Origin of the sequence: Agromyces sp. G08B096, assembly GCF_040267705.1 — a bacterium.
GTDB lineage: Bacteria > Actinomycetota > Actinomycetes > Actinomycetales > Microbacteriaceae > Agromyces.
Map to the genome: position 1 here is coordinate 2,134,415 of NZ_CP158374.1, position 14,772 is coordinate 2,149,186.

The window sequence follows — 14,772 nt, forward strand, 5'->3', positions numbered from 1 at the left end:
GTCACGGCGGCGACGCCCGTCGTTCACCTGCGGCGGGTACCCCTGAGGGCATGGATGACGCCGCGATCGCCGCGCTCGCCGGGTCGCCCTGGCTCGCGCCCGCCCTGTTCGCGCTCGTCGTCGGCGACGCGTTCCTCGTGGTGCTGCCGAGCGAGACCGCGGTGGTCGCGCTCGGCGCGCTGTGGGCGTCGACCGGGGCGCCGGCCGTCTGGCTGATCGTGGCGGTCGCCGCGGCCGGCGCCGTCTGCGGCGACGGCCTGTGCTACCTCATCGGCCGGCGGGTCGGACTCGAACGCTGGCGCTGGCAGCGCGAAGGACGGGCCGGTGCGGCCATCGCACGCGCCCGTGACGCCGTGCACCGGCGCACCGCGGTGCTCGTCTTCACGGCCAGGTACGTACCGTTCGCGCGCATCGCGGTGAACCTCGCCGCGGGCGCCGGGGGCGTGCCCCTCGCCCGCTATCTGCCGCTCTCGCTCGGCGCCGGCATCGCCTGGGCGGGCTTCAACACGGCGGTGGGCGCGATCGTCGGGCGGGCGCTCGGCGACCAGCCCCTCGCCGCCGTCGCCGTGTCGATCCCGGTCGCGATCGGCCTCGGTCTCGCGGTCGACCGGCTCGTCGGCGCGCTCGATGCGCGCCGCCGGACCGGGTGACGGCCGAGTGACGGGCACCGGGCGAGGTGGCGGGCACCGGCCAGGTGGCGGCACCGGGCCGGGTGGCGGGCACCGGCGGAGACGGCCGCCGCAGGACGACGGTGGGCCGGGACATCCGCCCCGACCCGCCGTCGCTCGATTGCTCGCGTGCGCGCGCTCGGCTACTCCCCCGCGAGCCCGCCGACGAGGTGTCCCATCGGCCGGTCGAGCGCGAAGGGGTCGTTCACGAGCTCCGAGCGGTCGGTCCGCTCGACGAGCTCGGCGAACTCCTTCGCCCCGCGGAAGATGCGCTCGGGGAGGGAGCGCACGCCGTCGCCGCCGCCGCCCCAGTCACCCGTCGCCGCGTAGACGCCGGTGGTCACCGGGATCGCATGCAGGTAGGTGAACAGCGGTCGGATCGCGTAGTCGATCGCGAGCGAGTGCCGCGGCGTTCCGCCCGTCGCGCCGATCAGCACCGGCAGGTCGGTGAGCGCCTGCGGGTCGATCACGTCGATGAAGCTCTTGAAGAGCCCCGCGTAACTGGTGGTGAAGATGGGCGTCACGGCGATGAGCCCGTCGGCCGACGCGAGCGCGTCGAGCACGGCCTGCAGCTTCGGCGGGGCGAAGCCCATCAGCAGGTGGTTCGTGACGTCGTGCGCGAGGTCGCGCAGCTCGAACGTCTGCACCTCGACCTCGGCGCCGCGCTCGTGCAGCTGGGCCACCGCGTCGGCGGCGAGCCGGTCGGCGAGCTGGCGCGTCGAGCTCGGGGTCGAGAGCCCGGCCGAGATGACGACGATGTGCTTGGTCATCGTGATGCTCCTATCGGGTCGCGGCGGGGCCGAAGGCGGCGCCGGTCTTGGCGGCGGGCGCCGCGGTGTCCTGGTACGGCGAGCCGAGCGTGAGGTTGTCGCCGCGGTTCGGGTTCGGGGTGGCCTGACGGGGCGCCTCGCCGCCGTAGGCCGCCTCGACGAGGTTCGCGTGCGTGGGCGCGTCGGGCACGTCGGCCGGACGGTCCTTCGCGAACTCGCGGCGGAGCACCGGCACGACCTCCTCGCCGAGCAGGTCGAGCTGCTCGAGCACGGTCTTCAACGGCAGTCCGGCGTGGTCCATGAGGAACAGCTGGCGCTGGTAGTCGCCGACGTAGTCGCGGAACCCGAGCGTCTTGTCGATGACCTCCTGCGGGCTGCCGACCGTGAGGGGCGTCTGCGAGCTGAACTCCTCGAGGCTCGGGCCGTGGCCGTACACGGGGGCGTTGTCGAAGTAGGGCCGGAACTCGTTCACGGCGTCCTGCGAGTTCTTTCGCATGAACACCTGGCCGCCGAGGCCGACGATCGCCTGCGCCGCGGTGCCGTGCCCGTGGTGCTCGTACCGCTGGCGGTAGAGGGCGATCATGCGCTGCGTGTGCGAGGCGGGCCAGAAGATGTGGTTCGCGAAGAACCCGTCGCCGTAGAAGGCGGCCTGCTCGGCGATCTCGGGGCTTCGGATGGAGCCGTGCCACACGAACGGGGGCACGCCGTCGAGGGGCCGCGGGGTCGCGGTGAACCCCTGCAGCGGGGTGCGGAACTTGCCCTCCCAGTCGACGACGTCCTCACGCCAGAGCCGGTGCAGCAGCTCGTAGTTCTCGAGCGTCAGCGGCAGGCCCTGCCGGATGTCCTTGCCGAACCAGGGGTAGACCGGACCGGTGTTGCCGCGGCCGAGCATGAGGTCGATGCGGCCGCCGGAGACGTGCTGCAGCATCGCGTAGTCCTCGGCGATCTTCACCGGGTCGTTGGTGGTGATGAGGGTCGTCGCGGTCGACAGCTGCAGCGTGGAGGTCTGGCCGGCGATGTACGCGAGCGTCGTCGTCGGCGAGCTCGACCAGAACGGCGGGTTGTGGTGCTCTCCGAGGGCGAAGACGTCGAGTCCGACCTCCTCGGCGTGCTTGGCGATCGTGATGGTCGCCTGGATGCGCTCGGCCTCGGTCGGGGTTCGTCCCGTCGTCGGGTCCTGCGTGATGTCGCTGACGGTGAAGATTCCGAACTGCATCTCGCCCTCCTGGGCTCCTCTGTGCTTCTCCATGCGTTTGCATGCAATCGTATCGAACGGATGTCCCGCCCCGACTATTCCCGAGTCGATCGGGCCAGCTGCAGGACCGCCTCCGCCGCCGCCGCGAGCGCCGAGCCGTAGGCGCGGCCGTGGCCGGCGGCATGGACCGCGAGCGGGTGCAGCTGGTGCAGCGGCACCCGCTCCCGCCATCCCGGCCGCAGCGGCGCCGCCTCGTCGTAGGCGGCGAGGATCGCGTCGAGATGCGGCGCGCCGAACAGCGCGAGCATCGCCAGATCGGTCTCCCGATGCCCGCCGTGGGCCGCCGGGTCGATGAGCACGACGCCCTCCGGCGAGAACAGCACGTTGCCGTTCCAGAGATCGCCGTGCAGGCGCGCCGGCGGTTCGTCGTCGTCGAACCGGCCCGCGGCGACGGGCTCCAGTGCCGCGCGGACGAGCGCCGCTTCGCGTTCGTCCACTCCGCCGACCTCCTCGGCGACGGCGAGGTAGGGCAGCACGCGATCCCCCGCGTAGAACGCGCCCCACGTGGCCGAACGGGCAGCGGGCAACGGCCGCCGACCGATGAACAGCGGCCCGTCCCATCCCTCCGGCGGGGCGCCGAACGCCGCCGCCCCCGCGGCGTGCGTGCGAGCCAGGGCCCGGCCGAAGTCCGCGGCGGCGGCCGGCGTCGGCGCGGCGTGGGCGACCTCCTCGAGCTCGATCCGGCCAGGGCCCACCTCGAGCACCCGCACGGTGCGCACGCCGCCTGCGGCGCGCGCGGCGCCCAGCCAGCCGAGCCCGGCCGCCTCCGCCTCGAAGAACCCCGCCGGGGCGCCGGGATCGTGCTTGACGTGTCGTGCCACGGGTCCAGTCTCCACGAGATGGTTAGACTCCGGGGTGATGGGCACCATCTCCGTCATCATCCCCTGCCTCGACGACGCGCAGGTCCTCGCTGCGTGCCTCAGGGCGGTCGCGGCGCAGACCCGGCCGGCCGACGAGGTCATCGTCGTCGACAACGGGTCGACCGACGACTCGGCCGACGTCGCCCGCGCCGCGGGCGCGACCGTCGTCTCGGAGCCCCGGCGGGGAATCTGGCCCGCGACGGCGGCGGGGTTCGACGCCGCGACCGGAGACCTCCTCGCCCGGCTCGACGCGGACTCGGTGCCGCCCGCCGACTGGCTCGAACGCCTCGAGCGCCGCATGGAGGCCGCCGACCGACCGACCGTCGTCACCGGGCCCGGCATGTTCTACGGCGGGAACGCCGCGACCCGCTGGATCGCCCGCAACCTCTACATCGGCGGCTACTTCTGGGCGGTCGGCATCCTCCTCGGCCACCCGCCGATCTTCGGCTCCAACTACGCGCTGCGCCGCCGCGCCTGGCTCGAGCTCCGCGACATCGTGCACCGCGATCGCGCCGACCTGCACGACGACCTCGACCTGGCCTGGTGGATGCAGCCCGGCATGAGCGTGGCGTACGAGCGCACCCTCGTCGTCGGCGTCTCCGCGCGCCCGTTCGAGAGCTGGCGGAGCCTCGGCCGCCGGCTGCGCATGGCGTTCCACACGCTCGCCGTCGAGTGGCGCGCGTGGCCGCCGCTCGACCGGATGGCCGATCGGCGCCGCAGCGCGGCCTCGCCCTGGGCCGCCGAGCCCGACGCCGCGGATCGGCACGCCGAGGTGCGCGCCGAGCCCGACGGGGAGACCCCGGCCCCCGCCTGAGCTCAGGCGGCGGCGAACACCTCGAGCAGGTCCCGCACGAGCTGGTGCGGCGCCGTCTCGCACGGGCTGTGTCCGGTCTCGTACACCGCGAACCTCGCACCGATCTCCTGCGCCGACCGCTGGTGCAGCTCGATGGGCCAGAGGTCGTGGGCGCCCACCGCGACGAGCTTGGGGATCGGCGTCGCGGCGACCTCGGCGCGCAGGTCGGGTGTGGCCATCATGCACGCGATGATGTCGTCGACGCTGTCGCGCCGGGTGAGGGCGAACCGCTCGCGGACGAACGCGAGTCGTCCGGGCGGCACGCGGTTCAGATTGTTGCGGATGCCCCAGAGCATCAGCGCCGCGCCCTGGTGCGGGGTCGTGAACGCCGACAACGGCCCGATGCGCTTGACGCCGCGGAAGGCCTGGCCCGGCTCCGGCGGGCTCGACAGCAGCGTGAGGCTCGCGAACGCCTCGGGGCGTGCGACGAGCGCGCGCTGAGCGAGGGTGCCCGCGAAGCTGTAGCCGAGGACGTGTGCCGGGGTGCGGCCGGAGTCGAGCACCGCGAGGAGATCGTCGAGGAAGAGGTCGGCGTCGTAGTGCTCGCGCGGCGGGTCGAGCCGCCACGGCCCGGCCCGGTACGACTCGTACTGACCCGCGAGGTCGAAGGACTCCACCCGGTACCCGGCTGCCGCGAGGAGCGGCAGCATGAGGACGAAGTCCTCTTTCGATCCGGTCGCACCCGGCACCAGCACGACGCGCTCGCCGTCGGCCGGCCCGAAGGAGATCCGGGCCAGCGGGCCGCTCGGCGCGTCGAAGAGGTCTTGGTCGGTGCCGTCGGGCAGCGCTCGCCAGTCGAGGTCGGGGATCGCCCGGTCGAGCGCGGCCGCCTCGGCCTCCCATCCGGCCGGCGGCGGTGCGAGCACGCCGGCGGGCGTCGACCGGATCGTGGCATCCGTCGCGGGCCGATGCGGGTCGGCGCCTGTCCCCTCCGTCACGTCCCTCACGATAGCGCGCGCCGACGACGGCGCCGGCGCACGGCCCGCTGCCAGCGAACACCGGGCGCGCGCACAGCGGCGCGCCGTATCGTGGAGGCATGCCTACCGTCGACCTGACCCTGGAGACCTTCGAGCAGACGATCCTCGAGGGCGGTACCGTCTTCGTCGACTTCTGGGCCGGCTGGTGCGGTCCGTGCCTCGCTTTCGCCCCGCACTATCAGGCCGCCGCGGAGGACAACCCCGACCTGGTCTTCGCGAAGGTCGACACCGAGGCCCAGCAGCAGCTCGCGGCCGCGATGAACATCACGTCGATCCCGACGATCATGGCGTTCAAGGACGGCATCGGCGTGTTCGCCCAGGCCGGGGCGCTGCCCCGCCCCGTGCTCGACGACCTCGTCTCGCAGGTCCGCGCCCTCGACATGGACCAGGTGCGCGCGCAGCTGGCCGCCGCCGACTCGGACGAGCTCGCCGAGGCGTAAGGCCCGCGGTCAGCGAGCGGATGCCTCGATCCCGTCGACGCCGCTGAGGTCGAGCTCCACCCCGAACGGGCGCTCCGCGCCCGTGATGAACGCCGGGACCCGGACGTACCGGCCCCGCGTGCGCAGCGCGTCGAGCCGGCCGCCCCAGCGCTCCTGCGCGTCGGCCGTCAGGAACCCGGCGTGGCGTGGCCGGCCGCCGGAGTCGGCGGCCCCGACGAGCTGCACGCCGACGCGGTAGCGGGGCGAGAGCCAGCGACTCGCGCGCGGGACGAGTACGGCGGTCTGCGCGACGCCGCCGTGCAGCCGGGCGAGCTCGATGGCGCCCTGATGGCGCTGCGCGTCCTCGACGGGCACCACCGTGCGCACCTGCTGCACCGCGCCCGGGGCATCCACGAGCTCCAGCCCGTCGAGCGTCGAGAGGTCGCCCCACCGGTCGGGGTTCGCCGGACGCCGCTCCGCCGCGAAGCGCACGACGACGAACCCGATGGCCGCGACGAGCAGCACCAGGAACGGCCACAGCAGCCACGCCGGCGCGTCCGGGCGGATGAATCCGGTCGCGAGCAGCAGAACGAGCACGACGAGGTAGGGGAAGGGCTCCCAGAGCAGGAGCGGCTTGAAGCGGGGCACGCTGTCAGGCTACGCGGGCTCCGACCACGCGGCGAATCGCGCGGCCACCTCCTCGAGGACCGCTTCGTCGCCCGCGTAGATGCCGTCGCGTCGCGGCCAGTGCGCCACGACGTCGGTGAACCCGAGGTCGCGCGCCCGGCCGGCGGCGTCCTCGAACGCGCCGACGCTCGCGAGCGAATACCGGCCCTCGGCGTCGAGCGAAAGCGTGCGTGCGAGCCCGGCGGGGTCCCGCCCCTCGGCCGCGCAGGCGTCGTCGAGCCGTCGGGCGAGCTCGCCCACCGCCGCCCACCAGCGCTCCGCGTCGTCCTCCGCGGGGCCGGTGGTAATCCAGCCGTCGGCGACCCGGGCGGTGAACGCGAGTCCCTTCGGTCCGTTCGCCGCCAGGTGGAGGGGCATCCGCGGGCGCTGCGCCGGCTGGCCGACCATGCGGGCGCCGTCGGCCGTGTACCAGGTCCCCTCGAACGAGACGCCGCCGGATCCCGGCTCCTCGAAGCGCAGGAGCGAGTCGAGCGCCTCGGTGAACTCGACGAACCGCTCGTGCCGCTGCCGGGGCGTCAGCTCGGGCTGGCCGAGGACGAACGCGTCGAAGCCCGTGCCACCCGATCCGAGACCGAGGAGCACGCGGCCGCCCGCGATGTCGTCGACGGTCGCGATGTCCTTCGCGAAGGGCACGGGATGCCGGAAGTTCGGCGACGCCACGAACGTGCCGAGCCCGATGCGGGTGGTGACGGTCGCAGCCGCGGTGAGGGTCGGCACGGTCCCGTGCCAGCGCTCGCCTGCGAGGCTCCGCCAGGAGAGGTGGTCGTAGGTCCAGGCGTGGTCGAACCCGAGCCGCTCGGCGTCGCGCCAGTAGCGCGCCGCCTCCGGCCAGTCGTGCTGCGGGAGGATGACGATGCCGAAGCGCATGGCTCGACCCTACGCCGGTCGGCGCGCGGCGGGCACGGGTTCGGCGCCGAGCTCGACGACCGCCTCCGGCTCACGGCGCTCGAGCTTCACGCAGACGATGCCCGCGAGGATCAGCACGCCGCCGAGGATCTGGAGGAGGCCGAGGGACTCGCCGAGCAGCACCCACCCCGCGATCGCGGCGAAGACGACCTCCGAGAGGCCGAGGAACGCCGCGAGGCGAGAGCCCAGCCGGCCGATGGCGGCGATGCCGGCGACGTAGGCGAACGCCGTCGAGACCACGCCGACCGCGAGCAGCGGCACGTACCAGGGCACTTCGGCGCCGAGGAAGCCCACGTCTTCGAACGCGAGCTCCATGGGCAGCAGACCCGTGGCGCCGGCGATTCCGAGGCCGACGGCCCCGACCACGAAGCCCGCGGCGATGAGCGCGATGGGCGGCAGCTGCCTCGCGGCGGACTCGCCGATGGCGTAGTAGACGCACACGCCGATCATGGCGAGCGCGGCGAACGTGAGCCCGAGCACGTCGAGGTCTCCCCCGCCCGGCCCGATGACCAGCACGAGCCCGACGACCGCGAGCACGGAGCCCGCGAGGACGACGCGCTGCGGGAGTCGCCGGGTGCGCACCCACGCGAGCAGCACCAGCGCGATGGGAGCGAGGTACTCGATGAGCAGCGTCATCGAGACGGGGATGCGCTCGAGCGAGGCGTAGAAGAAGAACTGGACGCCCGCGACGGCGACGAGCCCGTAGAGCAGGATGGTCCACTTGGCCCGCCAGAGCGGACGGAGGTCGCCCCTGAGCGCGAGCAGCCCCGGCACCGCCAGCAGCACCGCCGCGATCGAGATGCGCGCGAGCACGGCCGCGCCGGGCGACCACCCGCTCTCGAGGAGCGGCTTCACGAACACGCCGCCCACGCCGAACGCGAGCCCGGCGCCGAGGCCGAGCAGGATGCCGAGGGTGCCGCCCGATCTGTGCATACTGCTCCCGATGTCATGGGTGAAGTCGGTTATGCTTGTGACAGTAGCGGACCGCGATGTCAGGAGTCAAATGATTTTCACCGATGACACGATCGCCTCGCTCGGGTTCGTGGCCGCCCTCGCCGACACCGTGCCCGAGGCATCCGAATCCGAGCTCGACGAACTCGCCTCACCCGAGCAGCTCGCGGGCCTCCTCACCGCGTGGGCGTACTCAGGCCGACGCGACGGCGACGACGCCGAGCTCGCCGAGGTGCGCGCCGCGCGCGACCGGCTCCGCGCGATCTGGGGGCTCTCCCGCAACGACCTCGTCGCCGAGGTGAACCGCATCCTCGCCGAGGCCGGGGCAGTCCCCAGACTCGTGCGACACGACGCCGAGGACTGGCACATCCATGCCACCTCGCCCGACGCCCCGCTCGCCGAGCGCATCCTCGTCGAGGCCGCGCTCGCGTTCGCCGACGTCGTGCGCGCCGACGCCGTCGAGCGGCTGCGGCTCTGCGCCGCCGACGACTGCGAAGGCGCGTTCGTCGACCTCTCCAAGAACGGCTCGCGTCGCTTCTGCACCACCCGCTGCGGCAACCGCATGGCGGTGCGCGCCTACCGGTCGCGCAGCGCGGACGCCTGAGGCCCGACGCGCGGCGCCCGAGCCGTCAGGCCGTCTGGCCCGCGTGCTCCCCTTCGGCGATCTCCTCGATCGTCTTCGCGATGAACGCGGGAAGGTCGTCGGGCCGCCGGCTCGTGACGAGCCCCTGATCGACCACGACCTCCTCGTCCGACCAGTCGGCGCCCGCGTTCCGCAGATCGGTCGCGAGGCTCGGATAGCTGGTCAGGCTCCGGCCCCGAGCGACGCCCGCGTCGATCAGGATCCACGGGGCGTGGCAGATCGCCGCCACCGGCTTGTGGCCCTCGAAGAACTCGCGCACGAAGCGCACCGCGTGCTCGTCCATGCGGAGGTGATCGGCGTTCACGACGCCGCCGGGAAGCACGAGCGCGTCATAGTCGGTCGCGGACGCGTCGGCGACGTCGCGATCGACGTCGAAGGTGTCGGCCTTGTCGACGCCGTGGAAGCCCAGCACCGTGCCCTCGGTCGGCGACACGAGCTCGAGCGCCGCGCCTGCGCGTTCGAGGGCCTCCCACGGCTCGGTGAACTCCACCTGCTCGACGCCGTCCATCAGCAGGAAGGCGATGCGCTTCCCGTCCAGTCGCTCGGCCATGCCCGTCCTCCGTTCCCCCGGCGTCCGCCGGGCTCGATCGATGACCCGGCCACGGTACGGAACCCTCGCAGAGGACGGCAACAGGGTTGACAGACCCGGACGCCCGACCCGTCCGGATATGCGGAACGGGCCGCCACCCGAAGGTGACGGCCCGTCCGAAGAAGTTCGCGGTGTCGTCGAAGACGCTACGACGCGATGCGGAGCGCGATGCTCAGCGGCGCAGACCGAGACGCTCGATGAGCGACCGGTAGCGTGCGATGTCGACGTCGGCGAGGTAGCCGAGCAGACGACGACGCTGACCGACGAGGAGCAGCAGACCACGACGCGAGTGGTGGTCGTGCTTGTGCTCCTTCAGGTGCTCGGTGAGGTCCTTGATGCGCTTGGTGAGGATCGCGATCTGGACCTCGGGGGATCCAGTGTCACCGGGGTGCGTCGCGTACTCTTCGATGATCGCCTTCTTGGTGTCTGCATCCAGAGCCATAGATGGGATCCCCTTCCTTCTCGTTGCGCGCTGCCCGGGGCGGGATTGCCTGGGCTCTCTTCATGCGCGGCCGATTCACGGCAACCTCAAGAGTCTAGCAGAGCGTTGCCCTCCGTCTCCCGCACGGCGAGACTGGCCGCATGGCCTTCGCGATCGCCCGTGTCTACGACCCGCCCGCGCCGTCGGACGGCTACCGGGTGCTCGTCGATCGGTTGTGGCCGCGCGGCCTCGCGAAGGCGCGCGCCGCCGTCGACGAATGGGCGAAGGAGGTCGCGCCGTCCCCCGGGCTCCGGACCGAGTGGCACCATGCGGCCGACCGAGCCGGAACCTTCGACGCGTTCGCCGCGCGGTACACCGCCGAGCTCGACGCGAACCCCGCCGCGCGCGCACTGCTCGAGCTCGGCCGCGAGCACGACCGCGTCACCCTGCTGTACGGCGCGAAGGACGAGCACCTGAACCATGCGCGGGTCCTGCTCGAGTGGCTCGCCGCGCACGGGGCATCCGTCACGCGCTGACGCGCGACTCCGCCAGCGTCAGCCCGGGCTGCGGCTGCTTCCACACCTGCCGCGTCACGATGAGCGCGAGCGAGACGATGGCGAGGATGATCCAGCCCGGCCAGCCGAGCAGGCTCCCCCACACGCCGTCGCCGTCGGCGAGCGAGTCCGCGTCCGCGAAGAGCAGGAACTGCGAGGTCGCGGTGTTGATCGCCGCGTGCGCCACCACCGCGGGCCACACCGACGCCGAGCGCAGGCGCAGCCAGCCCATCACGAACCCGCCGAGCACGCAGAAGACGACCATGCACGCGACGCCCACCAGGTCGGTGCGCTGGTAGTTGTAGCCGAGCAGGATGATCGGCGCGTGCCAGAGTCCCCACACCACTCCGCTGAGGATCAGCGCGGGGATCGTGCCGAGGGGCCGGAGGGCGGGCAGCAGCCAGCCGCGCCAGCCGACCTCCTCGCCGAACGCCGCGATGCTGTTGACGATGGTGAGGAACGGCAGCGACACCAGGGTGAGCAGCACGACGGTGGATGCCTCGAGCGGCACGCCCGTCGCTCCCGGCGTCGCGGCGACGGCGTCGAGCATCGCCTGCACCCCGCTCAGGCCGTCGAAGTCGAGGCGGATGAGGCCCATCGCGTCGCCGAGGAGCATCGCGGCGAACGGCAGGGCGGTGAAGCCGACGAACCCGATCGCGATGAACAGCCACGTGCGTCCCGCCGGCCGCATGGGCGCGAGCCCCAGGAACCGCGGAATGCTCGCCGGGCGGCGCACCCACAGCACCACGACGAGCGTCGCGAGGGCCGGCGTGAACATCATGACCCCGGCGAGGATGCCGAAGAGCGGATGGGCGAGCCCCTCCCCCGACGTCCACAGCGGCAGCGCGACGAGCCAGGCGCCCGCGAAGGCGATCGCCATGAACACCGCGACGGCGACCCAGGGCACGCGTTCCTCGAAGAGCGGCCCGCGTGCCGAGTTCTTCGCCCGCTGCCGATCCGCCGCGCTGGGCGCGCCGAAGACCGCGTGCGCGCGGCCCGGCACGGGCGCAGCGGCATCCGTGGTCGTCGGTTCGTTCGTCATGCCTCCATCCCAGCAGCGCGGCGCATCGGATGCCTCCCCCGCACGACGGATTCCGAGCCGCCGCCCGCGCGGCGCGGACCGGCGCCCTCGTCGGCGCGGACTACGGCGCGAGGAGGAAGATCGCCGGCCAGCCGGTGTGCGCGTACACGATGATGGCGAACACCACCGCGTCGAACAGGAGGTGCACGACGAGCACGTACGTGAGCGACTTCGTCAGTTTGAACGTGTAGCCCTGGATCAGGGCGAACGGGATCGTCAGCAGCGGCCCCCACGACTGGTAGCCGAGCTCCCAGAGGAAGGAGACGAACACGATCGCCTGCAGCAGGTTCGCCTGCCAGGTCGGGAAATGGCGCCGCAGCAGTGCGAACACCGTGCAGACGAAGAACAGCTCGTCCCAGGTGCCCACCGCGTTGACCCCGACGAAGAGCCGGGCGATCTCGTCGGGCTCGGTCACCGTCGGCCAGTTCTGGTAGACGCCCGAGGTGATGAAGTAGAAGGGCAGGATCAGCCAGCCCGCGAGCGTCACGAAGATGAGATAGAGCCACTGCGTGCGGTTCCAGCGACGGCCGGTCCGCCACGGGAACCGGATGACCCGCTCGCGGTAGACCCAGCGCGAGATCGCGTACGGCACGAGCACCGCGAGCCCGAGGACGACGGTGAACCGCACCATCGCCGGGTAGCTGATATCCGCCTCGAGCGACATCGTGGAGATGATCGCCTGACCGATCGCGATCAGGGCGAGGTCGGGCAGGAGCCGGCTCGTGCGGTCGGAGCGGTCGGTGAGCCACGCTGCGGCGAGGCCCGCGACGAGCAGGGCATACCCCGCGAGCGGCACCATGAAGCCGAACAGCAGCACCGCCGCGCCGCACACCAGCAGCGCCGGCACGAGCCCGATGGGATGCGTGCGCACGGCGGGCGGGTCGTCGGCGAGGGCGGTGGCGGGCACCGCACCAGCATCGCACGCGTGGCGGCACGTCGGAGGCGCGGCTGTCGCCGGGTGATGGCACCATCGACGCATGAGCCGACAGCCGCACGCGATCGTCCCGCCCTACCTGCTCGCGCGCCTCGCCGCCGCCGGCGACGAGCGGTACCCCATCGCCGCCGACGCCGCCCGCCGCTCGCTCGTCCGCGACGTGCCCGTCCGCGAGTGGCGGCTCCTCGGCGAGCCTCCCGCGTTCGCCGCCGACCGCCAGCCGGCCGCCCTGCCCGACGCGCCGTCGACCCCCGACCGGCGGATCTCAGACGCCGAGCGCTCGGAGACGCTCCCCGGCCGGCTCGTCCGCCGCGAGGGCCAGGCGGCGACCGGCGACGACGCGGTCGACGACGCCTACGACGGGCTCGGCGACACGCACCGGCTCTTCGACCGCGTGTTCGGGCGCGACTCCATCGACGGCCGCGGCCTGCCGCTGGAGGCGACCGTGCACTACGGCGACCGGTACGACAACGCCTTCTGGGACGGCGAGCGCATGGTCTTCGGCGACGGCGACGGCGAGGTCTTCACCGGGTTCACCGGCTCGCTGAGCGTCATCGGCCACGAGCTCGCGCACGGCGTCACCGAGCGGACCGCTGCACTGAGGTACCAGGGGCAGTCCGGCGCCCTCAACGAGCACGTCTCCGACGTCTTCGGCGCGCTCGTCGAGCAGTACGCCCTCGGCCAGGACGCGGAGGCCGCGACGTGGCTCATCGGCGAGGGCATCTTCACCGACGCGGTGCAGGGCCGGGCGCTCCGGTCGATGCTGGAGCCGGGCACGGCGTACGACGACGACGTCCTCGGTCGCGACCCGCAGCCGGCCCACTACGACGACTACGTGCAGACCACCGACGACAACGGGGGCGTGCACCTGAACTCCGGCATCCCGAACCGCGCCTTCGCGCTCGCGGCCACCGAGCTCGGCGGCTTCGCCTGGGAGCACGTGGGCCGGCTCTGGTACGACACGCTCGTCTCCGGCCGCCTCGCCGCCGACACCGGATTCCATCGCTTCGCGGGCGAGACGGTGCGCGCGGCCGGCGAGCGCTTCGGCGCCGACTCGCGCGAAGCGCAGGCCGTGCGGCGCGGCTGGCAGACGGTCGGCATCGAGCCCGAGGACGTCGGCTGAGCCGCACGGAGTAGCATCGGCCGCATGGACGTCACCGTCGCGCGGTCGGGCGGCCTCGCCGGGCTGCTGCTGGTGTGGGAGGTCGACCTCGACCGCCAGCCCGACCGCGACGCCTGGAAGGGCCTCATCGACGGCCTTCCCTGGGACGAGGTGCGGGCGGTTCCCCCCGAGCCCGACCGGTTCGTCTACCGCATCCGGTGCGAGCCGCACGAGGCGACCCTCGCTGAGCGGCAGCTCACGGGGCCGTGGCGGGAGTTGGTCGACCGGGTGCGGGAGGTATCGGAGCCTCGGCGCGCAGCGCCCGGACGACCCCGAGCGCGATGAGGCCCTGCGCCGCGAGGTAGGTCGTCATCACCACCAGGTCGTGCGCGGCGAACTCGTACCCGGGCAGGAACCGGCCGAGGGCGAGCACCGAGTCGGACACGACGAAGAGCGCGCCGCCGACCGCGACGAGGGCGCCGCGCGTGGACGCGAACGCCGCCATGGTTCCGAGCACGAGTCCGTAGAGGGCCACGGGCGCCAACAGGGCGCCGAGATGTGGGGCGAGGAGGAGCAGGAACCCCGTGTACCAAGCGGCGAAGACCGCGATGACGAGCGGGCGCGGCCACGGCTCTCGCCGCTTCGTCGCACCGATTCCGGCGGCTGCCTCGGTCGGGGTACCCTCGCCGGGCGCGCGACGCGCCAGCCGCACGAAGAGCACGAGATACGCCACGTGCGCCCCGAGGAATCCGAGGAGCCCCGCCACGAACCAGAGTTCGCCCGGGAAGGTCAGCAGGATGTCTCCGGCCCACGACCCCGCGAGGGCGAGGAGGAGGAGCAGCACCGGCGCATCTCGGCGCGGTTGCACGGCGAGCAGCACGGCGACGGCGAGCAGCGGCATCAGGAGCGCCTTCGTCGCGGTGACCGCCCAGGCCGGCCCGGTGACGAGCAGGGCCAGGTGTACGAGCGAAACCAGCACGTACGGCAGGAACAGGCGGAGGAGGCGGTCGGTCACGTCGTCGTGGCCCTTCTGCGAAGGTCGAGGGATGCCCCGCCATGCTAGCCGTCCGTGACCCGGGGCCGGCGGGACGACGAAGGGCCG

At 73.0% G+C, this 14,772-nt stretch carries 19 protein-coding genes; 7 read left to right on the forward strand and 12 right to left on the reverse strand.

Going from position 1 to position 14,772, the window contains the following annotated elements:
- The first annotated feature begins 50 nt into the window (after positions 1-50).
- Positions 51-650: a VTT domain-containing protein gene (locus tag ABIQ69_RS10325; RefSeq protein WP_350347034.1), complete on the forward strand. Its 600-nt coding sequence runs from the start codon at positions 51-53 to the stop codon at positions 648-650.
- A 161-nt stretch (positions 651-811) separates the two neighbouring features.
- On the opposite strand, the gene ABIQ69_RS10330 is transcribed toward ABIQ69_RS10325, so the two are convergent.
- Genes ABIQ69_RS10330 through ABIQ69_RS10340 form a run of 3 tightly spaced genes read right to left on the reverse strand, consistent with a single transcriptional unit; the run spans position 812 to position 3,514 of the window.
- Entirely contained in the window at positions 812-1,438 is a 627-nt protein-coding gene (locus ABIQ69_RS10330) for an FMN reductase (protein ID WP_350347035.1), read from the reverse strand.
- A gap of 10 nt (positions 1,439-1,448) precedes the next feature.
- On the reverse strand, positions 1,449-2,687 hold the full coding sequence (locus ABIQ69_RS10335) for an LLM class flavin-dependent oxidoreductase (RefSeq protein ID WP_350347036.1): 1,239 nt from the start codon (positions 2,685-2,687) through the stop codon (positions 1,449-1,451).
- Positions 2,688-2,728: 41 nt separating this feature from the next.
- Entirely contained in the window at positions 2,729-3,514 is a 786-nt protein-coding gene (locus tag ABIQ69_RS10340) for a fructosamine kinase family protein (protein WP_350347037.1), read from the reverse strand.
- Positions 3,515-3,551: 37 nt separating this feature from the next.
- Here ABIQ69_RS10340 and ABIQ69_RS10345 point away from each other — a divergent pair, with 37 nt between their 5' ends.
- Positions 3,552-4,367 (forward strand): glycosyltransferase family 2 protein, encoded by an 816-nt coding sequence (locus ABIQ69_RS10345; protein WP_350347038.1) that lies wholly within the window; start codon positions 3,552-3,554, stop codon positions 4,365-4,367.
- Between the two features lie 2 nt (positions 4,368-4,369).
- Here the strand turns inward: ABIQ69_RS10345 and ABIQ69_RS10350 are convergent, their stop codons facing one another.
- A complete protein-coding gene (locus ABIQ69_RS10350) occupies positions 4,370-5,344 on the reverse strand; it encodes an alpha/beta fold hydrolase (RefSeq protein WP_350347039.1) in 975 nt (324 codons plus the stop codon).
- A gap of 98 nt (positions 5,345-5,442) precedes the next feature.
- Between ABIQ69_RS10350 and ABIQ69_RS10355 the strand changes: the two genes are divergently transcribed.
- A complete protein-coding gene (locus ABIQ69_RS10355; protein ID WP_350347040.1) occupies positions 5,443-5,823 on the forward strand; it encodes a thioredoxin family protein in 381 nt (126 codons plus the stop codon).
- A gap of 9 nt (positions 5,824-5,832) precedes the next feature.
- Here the strand turns inward: ABIQ69_RS10355 and ABIQ69_RS10360 are convergent, their stop codons facing one another.
- From ABIQ69_RS10360 to ABIQ69_RS10370, 3 genes are read right to left on the reverse strand one after another with little or no spacing between them, the layout of a single operon-like run.
- On the reverse strand, positions 5,833-6,450 hold the full coding sequence (locus ABIQ69_RS10360) for a hypothetical protein (protein ID WP_350347041.1): 618 nt from the start codon (positions 6,448-6,450) through the stop codon (positions 5,833-5,835).
- Positions 6,451-6,459: 9 nt separating this feature from the next.
- Positions 6,460-7,356, reverse strand: a complete 897-nt coding sequence (locus ABIQ69_RS10365; protein WP_350347042.1) for an LLM class flavin-dependent oxidoreductase — start codon at positions 7,354-7,356, stop codon at positions 6,460-6,462.
- Between the two features lie 9 nt (positions 7,357-7,365).
- Positions 7,366-8,328, reverse strand: coding sequence for an EamA family transporter (locus tag ABIQ69_RS10370; protein WP_350347043.1), 963 nt, complete (start codon positions 8,326-8,328; stop codon positions 7,366-7,368).
- Between the two features lie 70 nt (positions 8,329-8,398).
- Between ABIQ69_RS10370 and ABIQ69_RS10375 the strand changes: the two genes are divergently transcribed.
- A complete protein-coding gene (locus tag ABIQ69_RS10375) occupies positions 8,399-8,950 on the forward strand; it encodes a CGNR zinc finger domain-containing protein (RefSeq protein WP_350347044.1) in 552 nt (183 codons plus the stop codon).
- A 25-nt stretch (positions 8,951-8,975) separates the two neighbouring features.
- Here ABIQ69_RS10375 and ABIQ69_RS10380 read toward each other — a convergent pair whose 3' ends face one another.
- A complete protein-coding gene (locus ABIQ69_RS10380; RefSeq protein WP_350347045.1) occupies positions 8,976-9,539 on the reverse strand; it encodes a type 1 glutamine amidotransferase domain-containing protein in 564 nt (187 codons plus the stop codon).
- A 211-nt stretch (positions 9,540-9,750) separates the two neighbouring features.
- Entirely contained in the window at positions 9,751-10,020 is a 270-nt protein-coding gene (rpsO, locus tag ABIQ69_RS10385) for a 30S ribosomal protein S15 (RefSeq protein WP_129191911.1), read from the reverse strand.
- A 140-nt stretch (positions 10,021-10,160) separates the two neighbouring features.
- Between rpsO and ABIQ69_RS10390 the strand changes: the two genes are divergently transcribed.
- Positions 10,161-10,535, forward strand: a complete 375-nt coding sequence (locus ABIQ69_RS10390) for a DUF488 family protein (protein WP_350347046.1) — start codon at positions 10,161-10,163, stop codon at positions 10,533-10,535.
- Here the strand turns inward: ABIQ69_RS10390 and ABIQ69_RS10395 are convergent.
- On the reverse strand, positions 10,525-11,595 hold the full coding sequence (locus ABIQ69_RS10395; RefSeq protein ID WP_350347047.1) for a type II CAAX endopeptidase family protein: 1,071 nt from the start codon (positions 11,593-11,595) through the stop codon (positions 10,525-10,527). The genes ABIQ69_RS10390 and ABIQ69_RS10395 overlap by 11 nt on opposite strands.
- A gap of 100 nt (positions 11,596-11,695) precedes the next feature.
- Positions 11,696-12,541, reverse strand: coding sequence for a CPBP family intramembrane glutamic endopeptidase (locus tag ABIQ69_RS10400; RefSeq protein ID WP_350347048.1), 846 nt, complete (start codon positions 12,539-12,541; stop codon positions 11,696-11,698).
- A 70-nt stretch (positions 12,542-12,611) separates the two neighbouring features.
- Between ABIQ69_RS10400 and ABIQ69_RS10405 the strand changes: the two genes are divergently transcribed.
- Positions 12,612-13,691: a M4 family metallopeptidase gene (locus tag ABIQ69_RS10405; RefSeq protein ID WP_350347049.1), complete on the forward strand. Its 1,080-nt coding sequence runs from the start codon at positions 12,612-12,614 to the stop codon at positions 13,689-13,691.
- Positions 13,692-13,715: 24 nt separating this feature from the next.
- On the forward strand, positions 13,716-14,015 hold the full coding sequence (locus ABIQ69_RS10410) for a protealysin inhibitor emfourin (RefSeq protein WP_350347050.1): 300 nt from the start codon (positions 13,716-13,718) through the stop codon (positions 14,013-14,015).
- Here the strand turns inward: ABIQ69_RS10410 and ABIQ69_RS10415 are convergent.
- Positions 13,927-14,685 (reverse strand): lysoplasmalogenase, encoded by a 759-nt coding sequence (locus ABIQ69_RS10415; protein ID WP_350347051.1) that lies wholly within the window; start codon positions 14,683-14,685, stop codon positions 13,927-13,929. The genes ABIQ69_RS10410 and ABIQ69_RS10415 overlap by 89 nt on opposite strands.
- Positions 14,686-14,772 lie beyond the last annotated feature (87 nt).